The following is a 14,146-nucleotide window of genomic DNA, read 5'->3' as shown; positions in this document are numbered from 1 at the left end:
CGGTCCGCCGCGATGGGCCCGAGTGCCGAGCGCGGGGGAGACGGCCTTTCGCTGGTTCACCACGTCAGCGTCACCACGGCGTCTACAGTCAAATCGCGATGACGATCGATGTATGGATGCAGCATCCTTCGCAACGGTTTCTGCGCAGCGACATGTTGGCCTCGCTGCGCCGCTGGACCGGTGGTTCAACGCCAGATTCCGAGATTCCCATCGAGGTGACCATCGCCTCGATGGATGCCGCCGATGTTGGGGTGGGTTTGCTTAGCGCATGGCACGCTCCGGGCGGCCAGGAATTGGTCTCCAATGATGAGGTCGCACAATGGGTTCGGTTGCACCCAAACAGGTTTGCCGGTCTCGCCGCGGTCGACCTCGATCATCCGATGCAAGCGGTTCGCGAGCTGCGGCGCCGCGTGCACGATGACGGATTCGTCGGCCTGCGGGTGGTCCCTTGGCTGTGGAACGCGCCACCCACCGATCGGCGCTACTATCCGCTTTTCGCCGAGTGCGTGGAATCGGCAGTGCCGTTTTGCACCCAGGTAGGGCACACCGGCCCGTTGCGACCATCGGAGACCGGGCGCCCGATCCCCTACATCGATCAGGTCGCACTCGATTTTCTGGAGCTGGCGATCGTGTGTGGCCACGTCGGCTATCCGTGGACCGAAGAGATGGTTGCTGTCGCCCGCAAGCACGAGAACGTCTACATCGACACCTCCGCCTACACGATCAAGCGGCTGCCCGACGAGCTGGTCCGGTTCATGAAAACCGGCACCGGGCAGCGGAAGGTCCTCTTCGGTACCAACTACCCGATGATCGCCCACTCCCACGCTTTGGCGGGCCTTGACGAACTCGGCCTGGCCGACGAGGCTCGACGCGACTTTCTGTACGCCAACGCCGAGCGAGTCTTCGGGCTCGCTAATCGAACCCCAGCAAAGGAGTAGACAGGTGAACGGTGCTCAGGCCCTGATCAACACCTTGGTCGACGGCGGTGTCGACGTCTGCTTCGCCAATCCCGGCACGTCGGAGATGCATTTTGTGGCGGCGCTGGACACCGTCCCAAACATGCGCGGGGTGCTGACCCTCTTCGAGGGCGTGGCCACCGGAGCCGCTGACGGGTATGCCCGCATCGCAGACCGGCCCGCGGCGGTGCTGCTCCACCTGGGCCCCGGACTGGGCAACGGGTTGGCCAACCTGCACAATGCGCGCCGAGCTCGGGTGCCGATGGTGGTTGTCGTCGGTGACCATGCGACGTATCACAAGAAGTACGACGCCCCTTTGGAATCCGATATCGACGCGATCGCGGGCACGGTGTCGGGGTGGGTGCGCCGGACCCAGACGGCGACGGACGTCGGGGCGGATACCGCGGAGGCCATCGTGGCGAGCCGGTCGGGTCCGCAGATTTCGACGGTGATTCTGCCCGCGGATGCGTCCTGGTCCGATGGCGCTGGGCCGGCCGCACTGAAACCCGCACAGCCCGCGCCAACCACGACCGATCTCGGGACGATTGCGAAGGTGCTGCGTTCGGCAGAGCCGGCCATGATCCTGGTCGGCGGGGATGCGACCCGTGGGCCGGGTTTGGCCGCGGCCGCTCGGATCGCAGAGGCAACCGGGGCCCGTTGGTTGTGCGAGACGTTTCCCACTCGGCTGGAGCGCGGTGCCGGGGTCCCGGCGGTCGAGCGCCTCGGGTATTTCGCGGAGGCGGCCGCCGCGCAACTCGACGGCGCAAAGCACCTGGTGCTGGCCGGGGCCAAATCACCGGTGTCGTTCTTCGCTTACCCGGGCATGGCGAGCGACCTGGTGCCGGCCGGCTGCGCGGTACACGTGCTCGCCGAGCACAGGGGAGCGGCCGACGCCTTGGTCGCGTTGGCTGACGAGCTGGCGCCGGGGACAAGCGCACCGGTAGCGAGTGCGTGGCGACCCGAACTGCCGACGGGCTCGCTGACCTCGATAACGGCGGCCGACGTGATCGGCGCGCTGATGCCTGACGCGGCGATTGTCGTCGACGAGTCCAACACCTCCGGCGTGATGCTGCCGCAGGCGACCGCAGGAGCGCCCGCTCATGACTGGCTGACGTTGACCGGCGGGGCGATCGGCTATGGCATTCCGGCGGCGGTGGGCGCCGCCGTCGCCGCGCCGGAGCGTCCGGTGCTGTGCCTGCAGTCCGACGGGTCGGCGATGTACACGATTTCGGGTTTGTGGACCCAGGCGCGAGAGAACCTCAACGTCACAACCGTGATCTACAACAACGGCGCCTACGACATACTGCGGGTCGAGCTGCAACGCGTCGGCGCGGGATCGGCGCCCGGCCCCAAAGCGTTAGATCTTCTCGACATATCCCGCCCGACAATGGATTTCGTCAGGCTTGCCGAAGGTATGGGTGTCCCGGCGCGACGCGTTAGCACGTGTGAAGAGTTCGCCGACGCCCTGCGCGAGTCGGTGGCCGAACCGGGGCCGCACTTGATCGACGCGGTGGTGCCATCGCTATTGGGATAGCCGCCGCCGGTCGCGGATAAAGCGGAATGGTCCCGACGCGCACTGTCCCCGCCATGGCGGACGGACGTGGCTCACACTATGGCGTTGCCGCCCAAACCGGCGGCGCCGCCATCGGAGCCGGTGGCGCCGGTGCCGCCCACACCGCCGATGGCACCGGTGCCGGCCTGGCCGTCGCCCCCGTCTTCGCTCGGGTCGCCGTCGCCGCCCACGCCACCGGCTTGTCCGGTGCCGGAGAGTCCGCCGCTGCCGCCATCCCCACCGGCACCGCTGGCGCCTCCGTTACCGCCGGTGCCGCCGGCACCCGATGTGACGCCCGTCCCGCCGTCTCCGCCGACGCCGCCGTCGCCGCCGGTGCCACCCTGGCCGCCGGCGCCGCCGCTGCCGCCGTTGCCAGCGACACCGCCGCCGGAACCGGCGGAGCCGCCGTTGCCGCCCTGACCGCCGGTGCCGCCGGCCGCACCCGCAGAGCCGACGCCGCCGGTGCCGCCGTTGCCACCGTTACCACTGTCACCGCTGCCGTTGTTGGTGCCGCCGTTACCGCCGCCCCCGCCGCTGCCGCCTATGACACCGCTGCCACCCTTGCCGCCGTTTCCGCCGGTACCCCCGGTGCCACCGTTGCCTCCGTTGGCACCGCCGGCGCCGGCCGAGCCGCCGTTGCCGCCGTTGCCACCCGTGCCGGCATTGAGGGTGCCGTCATTGCCGTTGCCGCCATTGCCGCCGTTGCCGGCGGTGCCGGTGGCGCCCAGGTCCACGTCGCCGCCGTTGCCGCCGGTCCCCCCGCTAGCACCATTGCCACCAGCGGGAAAACCTTCGATGGTGCCGTTCGTGGCGTTGCCGCCATCACCGCCGTTGCCGGCGACGCTGCCAGTCGATCCGGCGGTGACGTTGCCGCCGTTTCCGCCGTTGCCACCGGCCGCGAACCCGCCGCCGGCTCCGCCCTGCCCACCGTCACCGGCCGTCGCTGTATCGCTGGCCGAGGCGTTACCGCCGGCGCCGCCGTTACCGCCGGGTCCGCCGAGAATGCTGCCGGTCCCGCCAGCTCCGCCCTTTCCGCCGCTGGCATCACCGCTGCCGTTGCTCCCAGCGCCGCCGGCACCGCCGTCTCCGCCCTGCTGGACTTGCGTGATTGGGGTTCCTACCGGCGGGGCGACGTCAGGCATGCCGACATCGCCGGGGCCCCCGTCACCGCCCGTCGTGCCCGAGGTGCCGGTGGTTCCGGTCCCGGCCTGGGGCTCGTTTGGGCTGTAGGCCGTATTGACGGCACCCGCACCTTGGCCGCCGTTGCCGCCGTTGCCGCCATTTCCGCCGTCGCCGCCGGCGCCCTGCGCGCCGGCGCTGCCTCCGCTGCCGGTGCCCAGGCTGCCGCCCGCTCCGGGCGCGCCGCCGTTGCTTCCGCCACCGCCACTGCCGCCGGCTCCGCCCGAGGGGGTCGGCAAGCTGCTGGCGGGGACGAACTGTGCGCCGATGGCACCTGCGGCGCCATCGCCGCCGTCGGCGCCGTCGCCGCCGTCGCCGCCGAGGCCCCCGTTGCCGCGAATGGGCCCAGCGCCGCCGGTGCCGCCTTGACCGCCATTTCCGGCCGTGCCGGCGTCGCCACCGCTGCCGCCCGCACCTGACCTGCCATCGCTGGTAAGGCCACCGAACGCGCCATCGCCGCCGTCGCCACCCCGGCCGGCATTGCCGCCGGACCCGCCGGTCCCGCCCTTGCCGGCTTGGGTGTTGGTGGCTCCGGCGCCGCCCGTGCCGCCAATGCCGCCATTGCCGGCATTGCCGCCACCACCGCCGTCGCCGCCGGATCCGGGGGCCGCGATCGTGGTGCCCTGCACACCGTTGCCGCCATCGCCGCCCCTACCGCCGGCGCCGCCACTTCCGGCGTCTCCGCCGACGCCCCCTTGCCCACCGACGCCCGCGGCGCCGCCGTTGCCGCCTTGCCCGCCCTCGCCGCCTTGGCCGCCGGAACCTCCTTGCCCGCCCTTTGCCTCAGTCCCAACACCCAGGCCAGGGTCCGTCGCGGCGCCGCCGGCGCCGCCTTGGCCGCCCACGCCGGCGTTGCCGCCGGTGCCGCCGATGCCGCCGGTTCCGCCGATGCCCCCGGCATCGCCGGCGTTGCCGCCCGCCCCGCCATTGGCGCCGCTGCCGCCGCCGCCACCGGCTCCGCCGGCGGGCGCGGTGGATATGCCGGTGGTTCCGCTGCCGCCCTCGCCGCCGCTACCGCCCTGGCCGCCGTTGCCGCCGTTGCCGCCGCTACCGCCGGTCCCGCCGTTCGCGCCGGCGGCCCCGCCCGAACCGCCGTTACCACCACTGCCGCCCGCGGTGCCGTCGCCGCCAGCGTCGCCGGAGAAAAGTAGCCCATCGGCGCCGTCGACGCCGTCGCCGCCTTGTCCGCCATTGCCGCCCAAGCCGCCGTTGCCGCCAACGCCAGAGCTGCCTGCTTGACCACCCGCACCGGCCAGGCCGGCCGCTCCGGGCGCGCCGCCGTCGCCGCCAGCGGCCCCCGCGCCACCGTTGCCGCCGGCTTGAGTTGACGTCCCCCCGCCGCCGGTGCCACCACTACCGCCGTCGGCGCCGTTGCCGCCGTCGCCGCCGTCGCCGCCGGTGCCGTTGGTACCCCCTTGGCCGCCGTCCCCGCCCTTACCGCCGGCGCCTCCCGCTACCCCAGGGTCCCCGTTGGCGGCGGTAGCACCGTTGCTGCCGTCGCCTCCGCTGCTGCCGTTGCCGCCATTTCCTCCGGTCCCGCCGGTGCCGCCGATGCCGAGGCTGCCTGCCTGACCACCGCCGCCGGCGCCGGCGAAACCACCGGTACCTGGCTCGCCGCCCAGCCCACCGTTACCGCCGTTGCCACCAGCGCCGGCGACGCCGCCACCGGCGACTCCGTTGGCGCCGTCGCCTCCGCCTCCGCCTTGACCGCCGGCGCCGCCCTGCCCGCCGTTGCCGGCGACGCCACCGCCGACGGCAGCTCCGCCGTTGCCGCCGTTACCGCCTTGGCCGCCCCCCAAGCCGGCGGTGCCGTCGTCGCCCAGGTTGACGCCGTTGCTGCCCATCGCGCCGGCACCGCCGGTGCCGCCGGTGCCGCCGGTGCCGCCGGCTCCGAACGTGCCAGCAAGGCCGGCGTTGGTCAGCAGTCCGGCGGCTCCGGCCGCACCGCCATTGCCGGCCGCCCCGCCATTTCCGCCGTCACCTCCGGTGCCGGCGGTGATGGTGTTGGTGCCGGCGCCGCCGGTGCCACCCATGCCGCCGGTGCCGCCCTGGCCGCCGAGGCCGCCGGCGCCACCGTGGCCGAACAACACCGGCCCAGCACCGCCCGTGCCCCCGGCGCCGCCGTTGCCACCCAGGCCGCCATTTCCTCCGGTCCCGCCGGCGCTGGCCGCGGCCGAACCTGCCGTGCCGTCCCCGCCCTGGCCGCCCGCGCCGCCGTCCCCGCCGTTCATGAACAGTCCACCCGCGCCGCCGTTGCCGCCGGTGCCTCCGTTACCGGCATTCCCACCGCCTGCGGTGCCCGTCGCCCCGATGCCACCGGCTCCGCCCGCCCCACCGGCGCCAATCAACCACGCGCCGTCGCCGCCGTTACCGCCGTAGCCGCCGGTACCGCCGTCGGTTCCGCCCATGCCGCCGGCCCCGCCGACGCCGCCGCCGCCTATTAACCACGCGCTATTGCCCCCGTTGCCGCCGGTACCACCCATGGAACCAGTGGCGCCGGTGCCGCCCGTGCCGCCGGCGCCGCCGGCGCCGAATAGCAGCCCGCCGCTGCCGCCGTTACCGCCGGCAGCGCCGCCCGTGCCGCCGGTGCCGCCCGCGCCACCATTGCCCCACAGCCCGGCCGAGCCGCCGTGCCCACCGGCCTGGCCGGCGGCCCCGGCGGCCCCGTTGCCGCCGCTGCCAAACAACCAACCGCCGTCTCCGCCGTTGCCGCCGGGTGTCGTCGCGTTGGCGCCGTTGCCGATCAGTGGGCGCGACAGGAAAGTTTGCGCCGGCGCACTTATCGCATTAATCGCCGATTCCAGCGGCGATGCGTTGGCCGCCTCTGCGGCGGCGTATGACCACCCGGCCGTGTTCAGGGTTTGCGTCAACTGGCTATGAAACGTCGCCACCTGCGCGGCCATCGTCTGGTAGCCCGCGGCGTGCTGGGAGAAGAGCGTGGCAATGGCCGTGGATACCTCGTCGGCGGCAGCGGTCAATACTGTTGTCGTACGGCTGGCCGCGGCCGCGTTGGCGGCAGCGATCGACGAGCCAAGACTGGCCAAATCGGCGGCGACTGCCGTCATCGTCTCTGGCGCAGCAAGCAGGTACGACATTCGGCAACCTTACGCTGAATAGAGGCGCGATTCTGAGCACTTATCCGAGCCGGATCGTATCGCGATCCGGGAAATTCATCGGCCGTTTCTGGCGAACCAAATTGCGCCAATTGCGCAGACTGCGGCGCGCATTTCGTTGAGTGGCAGCGACACACCGCCGGGCCGCGAAACGTGAATTGGCCACCCGTGAATTATTTCTAGCAGGCTGGCGGGCCGGTTATTGCCGAATCGACCAGACGGGATCGCCGCAGTCGATACCCTCGGCCGCAAGCCGTCGTTTGAGCACTTTGAAGGTCATTGTGCGCGGCAGCGCTGAGCTGACTCGGACATAGGACGGCCACTGCTTGGGTCCGAGGTCGGACTGTTCGGCCAGGAAGGCTGCGAACTCGTCGGCATCGAACTCTGTGCCAGGGGCCATCACGAATGCGGCCATCACCTGGTCGCCTACCACCGGATCAGGCACCGCATACACCGCAACCTCGGCGGACCCGGGGTAGCGCAGCAGCACCCGCTCGATCGGTGCGGTGCCGAGGTTTTCACCGTCGACGCGCATCCAATCGCCGAGCCGGCCAGCGAAGTACGCATAGCCCGCCGGGTCCTGGTAGGCCAGGTCACCGCTGTGGTAGCTGCCGCCGGCCATCCGCTCGGCGGTGGCGGCTTCATCGTTGTAGTAACCCTCGAACCGGCCCGGTCCGGAGGTGTTGACCAGCTCCCCGACCACGCCGGGCGGGCATCGTTCGCCGGTGTCGGGGTCGATGATCTGGACGCCGTCGGGCAGTGGCCCCAGTGCGCCTTCGGGGGTGTCGGGAGTGCGTGCGATGGCCACCCCACCTTCGGTGGAACCGAAGCCGTCCTGCACGACACAACCGAACCGGCGGCCAAATCGCTCGACGTCGGCGGGTACGCCCTCGTTGCCGTACACCGCGCGCAGCGGGTTATCCGCGTCGTCGGGTTGTTCGGGTGTGGCAAGCACGTACGACAACGGCTTGCCCACATAGTTGGCGTAGGTTGCGCCGTAGCGGCGGACATCTACCAGGAACCGCGACGCAGAGAACTTGCGCCGCAACGCCATGGACCCCTGACACGCCAGTGCCACCGCCCACCCGACCAGGACCGCGTTGGAGTGGAACAACGGCATCGACACGTAGCAGACGTCGTCGCGGCCGAGCCCGAAGCGCTGTGTCATTGTTAGTCCGGCGATCGCGACTTTGCTGTGGCTGCACTTCACCGCCTTTGGATCGCCGCTGGTGCCCGAGGTGTAAATCAACATGAAATGATCTTCTGGCAAGGCAGATTGAAACGTGATCTTCGTATCCCGCTGGGCGGCAACCTCTTCAGTCCACTCGACGGAATCGACGTTTATGTGTTCGATTTCGCCCAGCGTCGCAGCCGATTCGGAATCGGCGAGCACCGCTTGGCAGTGCGCGTGCTCGATGTCACGAACCAGCGCGCTGCCGCGGCGCACCGGATTGAGGCCAACAGGAATGATCCCTGACATCCCGGCCGCGACCAACATCGCCGAAAAGAACGGGGTGTTCTGCAGCAGCACCCCCACGTGTGGTGGGCGTGCGGGATTCAGGCGCTCACGCAATGCCGCCGCGATCGCCGCGCCGTGCTGAAGGTGGTCGTGCCAGCTGGTAAACGTGTCCTCGAAATAGACACCCCGATCGTCGATTTCGGCTAGCGGCGCCAGGAGTTGCGTTACGGTTAGGTCACTCATTTAGGACATCCTGCCGCGCTCCTGGTCGGGGCCTTCCTAGGCGGGGGCTTCGGCCAGTTCGCGGCCGATCCGGCGCAGCTGTCCGGTGGCACCGCCCAGGGCAAACTCGGTCTCTTTGGCAGCTAGAAAGTAGCGGTGCACCGGGTGATCGGTGTCGACGCCGACCCCGCCGTGGACATGCACGATGGTGTGCGCGACACGGTGTCCGGCATCGGCGGCCCAGAAAGCTGCCGACGCCACGTCAATCTCTGCGGGAAGGTCCTCCGATACTCGCCAGGCTGCTTGGGTGAGTGTCAGTCGCAGCCCTTTGACGTCGATATAGCCGTCGGCCAACCGCTGCCCCACTGCTTGAAAGCTGCCGATCGGGCGGTCGAACTGTTCACGGGTGCGAGCGTATTCGGCCGTCATTTGTAGCCCGCGTTCGAGCACGCCGAGCTGAAATGCGCTGCGGCCCAGCGTCGAAATAGTACGGAGCCAAACGGCGACATCGCTTCCGCCGACCTTGCGCGCAGCGTCCAGCCGGGTCCCGTCCAAAGCCAGATGGCCGACGCTGCCCAGGCCAGTGGTCTGCAGAGGCGTCACCGTGACCGCCGGGTCGTCGGCAGCGACAAGGAAAACGGCGGTGCCGGAATCGGTTTCTGCTGGTACCAAAAACGCGTCCGCCGCCGGGCCGTAACCGATCTGGGTCCGGGTACCGGTCAGGCGATAGCCGTCACCGGCCCCGGTGGCTCGCACCGGGCCCTCGCCCATCTCGCCGTCGAGGGCGACCGTGAGGATCTTCTCGCCGTTGACCGCGGGCACGCCCCAGTCCTGCTGCAGGCCTTCGGCGCCGAACCGGGCCAGTGCGCCGGCGGCCACTACCACCGAATCTAGGTACGGAACGGCGGCCAGTTGGTGGCCCAGCGCCACCAGGATGGCGATCTGCTCGAGCAACCCGAAACCATCGCCGCCCACTTGGGTGGCGGCCGCGCTGGTCAGGATGTCGGAATCGATGAGCTTGCGCCACAACTTGCGATCGACCCGTTGCTCCAGCTTGTCGAGTTCGCGCTGATGCTCGGGGGTGCACACCGCGTCGACGATGGTGTCCACCAGGCCGCCGAGATCCTGCGCCGCTTCGGTTGTCGAGAAGTCCATGGTTGATCCTTTCAGCGGCTGGCTCGGGGCAATCCCAACGCGACCATGCCGATAATGTCGCGCTGGACTTCGTTGGTCCCGCCCCCGAAGGTCAAGATCAGGCACGCGCGGTGCATCCGCTCGACCCGGCCGCGCAGTAGGGCACCGGGGGAGTCCTGGCGCAGCGTGGCCGCGGTGCCCAGCACCTCCATCAGCAGCCGGTAGGCCTCGGTGGCCAGTTCGGTCCCGAACACCTTGGCCGCGGAGGCATCGGCCGGTGACGGGGATTCGTTTTCCGACGACGCGAGCTCCCAGTTGATCAACTTGAGGACCTCGGCCTTGGCGTGTACCCGGGCCAGGTTGAGCTGCACCCATTCGGAGTCGATGAGCCGCGCTCCGGTGACGTCCTTGGTGTTCTGTGCCCACTCCCGCACCTCTCGCAGGCACAGGAAGATCGGCGCCGGTGACACGAGCGCGACGCGTTCGTGGTTGAGCTGGTTGGTCACCAGCTTCCAGCCCGCGTTCTCTTCACCGACCAGATTGGTCACCGGCACCCGTACGTCGGTGTAGTAGGTGGCGCTGGTGTCGGGGCCGGCCATAGTGTGCACCGGTGTCCAGGAGAAACCCTCGGCGGTGGTCGGCACGATCAGCATCGAAATGCCACGGTGCTTTTTGGCTTCGGGGTTGGTGCGCACCGCCAGCCAGACATAGTCGGCGTAGGCGATCAGGCTGGTCCACATCTTCTGGCCGTTGATGACATAGTCGTCGCCGTCGCGTACCGCGGTGGTACGCAGGTTGGCGAGATCGGTGCCGGCGCCGGGTTCGGAGTAGCCGATCGAGAAGTGCAGGTCCCCGGCCGCAATCTTGGGCAGGAAGAACTTCTTCTGCTCGTCGGTTCCAAACGCCATGATCGTGGGCGCGACGCTGTTGATGGTCAGGAATGGCACCGGAGCGCCCGCAAGCGCGGCCTCATCGGTGAAGATCAGCGAGTCCATCGGGGAGCGGTCCTGGCCGCCGTACTCCTTGGGCCAGTTGAGCGTGAGCCAGCCGTCCTTGCCCATCTGCGCGACAGTTTCTCGGTATACGTTGCCGGTGCCGTACTCACCTTGTACCGAGCTCAGCGCCTCGCGCCGCTCCGGGGTCATCAGTTGTGAGAAGTACGTCCGCAGCTCGCGACGCAGCTCCTCCTGCTCAGGTGTGTAGCTGATGCGCATTCCTGCCGCCTTCGGTCGAACAATCGTATTTGGGTCACCAGCGATGACGTGCCATCGCGCATCGGCCGCAACTGAGCCAGCGGCGACCCACGCGTTATCCCGGTTGTAACACGTTCTAGTCTGGGAATCCAGCGACGGTCGGATCGGTATCACTGGAGCTCGGCGGTGGGTCCTATGGTGGTGCTAGACACTGATCAGGTGCTGAGCCGGGTTCAAGGAGGATGCCGTGCGAGTGATAGTGGACCGTGACCGGTGCGAAGGCAACGCGGTGTGCTTGGGGATTGCGCCGGATATCTTCGACCTGGACGACGAGGATTACGCCGTCGTGAAGGTGGACCCCGTCCCGGCCGATCAGGAGGCGCTGGCGGAGCAGGCCATCGCCGAATGTCCACGCGCCGCCCTGTTGCGCGAGGACTAGGCAGGAGCGGAGCGGACTGGGCAGGACCTGGAAATCTAGACCCCGCAACTGTGCCCGACTCGGCGGCCAGCCTCGGGTACCCGGAAACTAGAGGTATTCATAAATTGACTAGCAGCACGAACGCGACCGATCTGTCCGGAAGGGTCGCGGTGGTGACCGGCGCGGCAGCGGGGCTGGGCCGCGCCGAGGCGGTGGGCCTGGCCAGGCTCGGAGCCACCGTCGTCGTCAATGACATCCGCACCGCCCTGGACGCCTCCGACGTTATCGACGAGATTAGCGCCGCCGGGGCCAAGGCGGTGGCCGTTGCCGGCGACGTTAGCCAGCGCGCAACCGCCGACGAGCTGATCGCCAGTGCCGAAGGACTGGGCGGGCTGGACATCGTTGTCAACAACGCCGGCATCACCCGGGACCGGATGCTGTTCAACATGACCGACGAGGACTGGGACCAGGTCATCGCGGTGCACCTGCGCGGCCACTTCCTGCTCACCCGAAACGCGGCCACCTACTGGCGCGCCAAAGCAAAGGGAACCACGGACGGCTCAATCTACGGTCGGTTGATCAATACCTCGTCGGAGGCCGGGTTGATGGGCCCGGTGGGGCAGGCCAACTACGGTGCCGCCAAGGCGGGTATCACCGCGCTTACCTTGTCCGCGGCGCGGGCGCTGGGCCGCTACGGCGTGTGCGCCAATGCGATCTGCCCGAGGGCGCGCACCGCGATGACAGCCGATGTTTTCGGTGCCGCGCCAGATATCGGCGAGGGCGAGGTCGACCCGCTGTCGCCCGAGCACGTGGTCACCCTGGTGCAGTTTCTGGCGTCCCCCGGGGCTGCGGAGGTCAACGGGCAGCTGTTCATTGTGTACGGCCCGCAAGTGACTTTGGTGTCGGCGCCGAGCGTGGAGCATCGGTTCAGCGCGGACGGGCCGGCGTGGGAGGCAACCCAGCTGAGCGCGACGTTGCACGACTACTTCGCTGGCCGCGATGCGGATCTCAACTTTGCGGCCACCGGTCTAATGGCCAATTAGTGTTCCGGGGTCTGTGCCGCACGGCCGGCCACGGGTTGGAACCAGGGTCAAAATCGCTGCACGACAAGTGGTTTGACCAGCTAAATTGGCGCCCATCATACAGAGATTCCGTTCATTGACATGGGCAAGTCGTTCTGGGTTAGTATGAGCCGGCTCACACGCAGCCGGGTTGAAACCCTGGTCGGGGCTCAGGGGACAAGTCGGCTGCGCCGCCTAGCAGACGGGGGACCAAGTTGATTCAACAACTTGCGGTTCCGGCCCGGGCCGTGGGCGGGTTCTTCGAAATGTCCATCGATACCGCTCGTGCGATGTTCCGGCGGCCGTTTCAGTTCCGCGAGTTCTTGGATCAAACGTGGATGGTTGCTCGCGTTTCGCTCGTGCCGACGCTGCTGGTTTCCATTCCTTTCACCGTCCTGGTCGCGTTCACCCTCAATATCCTGCTGCGTGAAATCGGTGCCGCTGACCTCTCCGGCGCCGGAACTGCGTTCGGCACCATCACCCAGCTGGGCCCGGTGGTCACCGTGCTTGTCGTGGCCGGGGCCGGTGCCACCGCTATCTGCGCGGACCTAGGTGCCCGGACCATCCGCGAGGAGATCGATGCAATGCGGGTGTTGGGTATCGACCCGATCCAACGTCTGGTCGTACCCAGAGTTCTCGCTTCGACCTTGGTTGCGCTGCTGCTCAACGGCCTGGTGTGCGCGATCGGTCTGTCGGGTGGCTATGTCTTCTCCGTTTTCTTGCAGGGCGTCAACCCCGGAGCGTTCGTCAACGGGCTTACCGTGCTCACCGGGTTGCGGGAATTGATCCTCGCCGAATTCAAGGCGCTGCTGTTCGGAGTGATGGCCGGCTTGGTCGGCTGCTACCGAGGCCTGACCGTCAAAGGCGGGCCGAAAGGTGTGGGTAACGCGGTCAACGAAACTGTGGTCTACGCGTTCATCTGCCTGTTCGTCATCAACGTGGTCATGACCGCCATCGGCGTAAGAATTTCGGCGCGGTAACAGATGACGGACAGCAAGCGATGGTGATGACGGGATGAGTTACGACGCCACTATCCGCTTTCGCCGATTGATGTCGAGGCTGCAAGCGCCGGTCGACAACTTCGGCGAGCAGGCGCTGTTCTACGGCGAAACCATGCGTTACATCCCCAACGCCATCACCCGCTACCGCAAGGAGACGATCCGACTGGTTGCCGAGATGACGCTGGGCGCGGGAGCTCTCGTCATGATTGGCGGTACCGTCGGGGTCGCCGCGTTTTTGACCCTGGCGTCCGGCGGCGTCATCGCGGTGCAGGGGTACTCATCGCTCGGCGATATCGGTATCGAGGCCCTTACCGGTTTCCTGTCGGCGTTTCTCAACGTGCGCGTGGTGGCACCGGTGATTGCCGGCATCGCGCTGGCCGCCACCATTGGCGCGGGCGCCACCGCCCAGCTAGGCGCCATGCGGGTGTCCGAGGAGATCGACGCCGTCGAATGCATGGCGGTCCACTCGGTCTCGTACCTGGTGTCAACTCGGTTGATCGCCGGGCTCGTCGCGATCATTCCGTTGTATTCGCTGGCGGTGTTGGCCGCGTTCTTTGCCGCGCGCTTCACCACGGTGTTTATCAACGGGCAGTCCGCGGGCCTCTACGACCACTATTTCAATACCTTCCTAATTCCTTCCGATTTGTTGTGGTCGTTCCTGCAGGCCATCGTGATGTCGATCGCGGTGATGTTGGTGCACACCTATTACGGCTACAACGCCAGCGGCGGATCGGTGGGTGTGGGGGTCGCCGTCGGTCAGGCTGTGCGCACCTCGCTGATCGTGGTCGTCGTCATTACCCTGTTCATCTCGCTTGCCGTCTACGGCGCGTCCGGCAACTTCAACCTCTCCGGATAAGG

Annotated in this window: 10 protein-coding genes; 6 read left to right on the top strand and 4 right to left on the bottom strand. The window is 68.5% G+C overall.

Annotated features, from left to right (window positions below; all coding sequences use genetic code 11):
• The first annotated feature begins 98 nt into the window (after positions 1 to 98).
• The gene (locus MB901379_RS21265) at positions 99 to 938 is read left to right on the top strand and encodes an amidohydrolase family protein (protein WP_158018409.1); all 840 of its coding nucleotides are present in this window, start codon (positions 99 to 101) and stop codon (positions 936 to 938) included.
• Positions 939 to 942: 4 nt separating this feature from the next.
• The gene (locus tag MB901379_RS21260) at positions 943 to 2,490 is read left to right on the top strand and encodes an acetolactate synthase large subunit (RefSeq protein ID WP_158018408.1); all 1,548 of its coding nucleotides are present in this window, start codon (positions 943 to 945) and stop codon (positions 2,488 to 2,490) included.
• Positions 2,491 to 2,561: 71 nt separating this feature from the next.
• Here MB901379_RS21260 and MB901379_RS21255 read toward each other — a convergent pair whose 3' ends face one another.
• The 4 genes from MB901379_RS21255 to MB901379_RS21240 form a co-directional block, all read right to left on the bottom strand.
• On the bottom strand, positions 2,562 to 6,782 hold the full coding sequence (locus MB901379_RS21255) for a PE family protein (RefSeq protein ID WP_158018407.1): 4,221 nt from the start codon (positions 6,780 to 6,782) through the stop codon (positions 2,562 to 2,564).
• A 217-nt stretch (positions 6,783 to 6,999) separates the two neighbouring features.
• The gene (fadD17, locus tag MB901379_RS21250; protein WP_158018406.1) at positions 7,000 to 8,502 is read right to left on the bottom strand and encodes a long-chain-fatty-acid--CoA ligase FadD17; all 1,503 of its coding nucleotides are present in this window, start codon (positions 8,500 to 8,502) and stop codon (positions 7,000 to 7,002) included.
• A 36-nt stretch (positions 8,503 to 8,538) separates the two neighbouring features.
• On the bottom strand, positions 8,539 to 9,636 hold the full coding sequence (locus MB901379_RS21245; protein WP_158018405.1) for an acyl-CoA dehydrogenase family protein: 1,098 nt from the start codon (positions 9,634 to 9,636) through the stop codon (positions 8,539 to 8,541).
• 11 nt (positions 9,637 to 9,647) lie between these two features.
• Complete coding sequence (locus MB901379_RS21240) at positions 9,648 to 10,829, bottom strand: acyl-CoA dehydrogenase (protein WP_158018404.1); 1,182 nt, start codon at positions 10,827 to 10,829, stop codon at positions 9,648 to 9,650.
• Between the two features lie 226 nt (positions 10,830 to 11,055).
• On the opposite strand from MB901379_RS21240, the gene MB901379_RS21235 reads away from it, so the two are divergent.
• The 4 genes from MB901379_RS21235 (at position 11,056) to MB901379_RS21220 (ending at position 14,144) form a co-directional block, all read left to right on the top strand.
• Entirely contained in the window at positions 11,056 to 11,247 is a 192-nt protein-coding gene (locus tag MB901379_RS21235) for a ferredoxin (protein ID WP_158018403.1), read from the top strand.
• A gap of 104 nt (positions 11,248 to 11,351) precedes the next feature.
• Entirely contained in the window at positions 11,352 to 12,269 is a 918-nt protein-coding gene (locus tag MB901379_RS21230) for a 3-oxoacyl-ACP reductase (protein ID WP_232021928.1), read from the top strand.
• A 233-nt stretch (positions 12,270 to 12,502) separates the two neighbouring features.
• On the top strand, positions 12,503 to 13,267 hold the full coding sequence (locus MB901379_RS21225; protein WP_158018401.1) for an MlaE family ABC transporter permease: 765 nt from the start codon (positions 12,503 to 12,505) through the stop codon (positions 13,265 to 13,267).
• A 34-nt stretch (positions 13,268 to 13,301) separates the two neighbouring features.
• Positions 13,302 to 14,144, top strand: a complete 843-nt coding sequence (locus MB901379_RS21220) for an ABC transporter permease (RefSeq protein ID WP_158018400.1) — start codon at positions 13,302 to 13,304, stop codon at positions 14,142 to 14,144.
• The last annotated feature ends 2 nt before the right edge of the window (positions 14,145 to 14,146 follow it).

Source organism: Mycobacterium basiliense (assembly GCF_900292015.1).
Classification (GTDB): domain Bacteria; phylum Actinomycetota; class Actinomycetes; order Mycobacteriales; family Mycobacteriaceae; genus Mycobacterium; species Mycobacterium basiliense.
The sequence above is the reverse complement of the archived record's forward strand: the minus strand, read 5'-3'. Positions and strand labels throughout refer to the sequence as shown.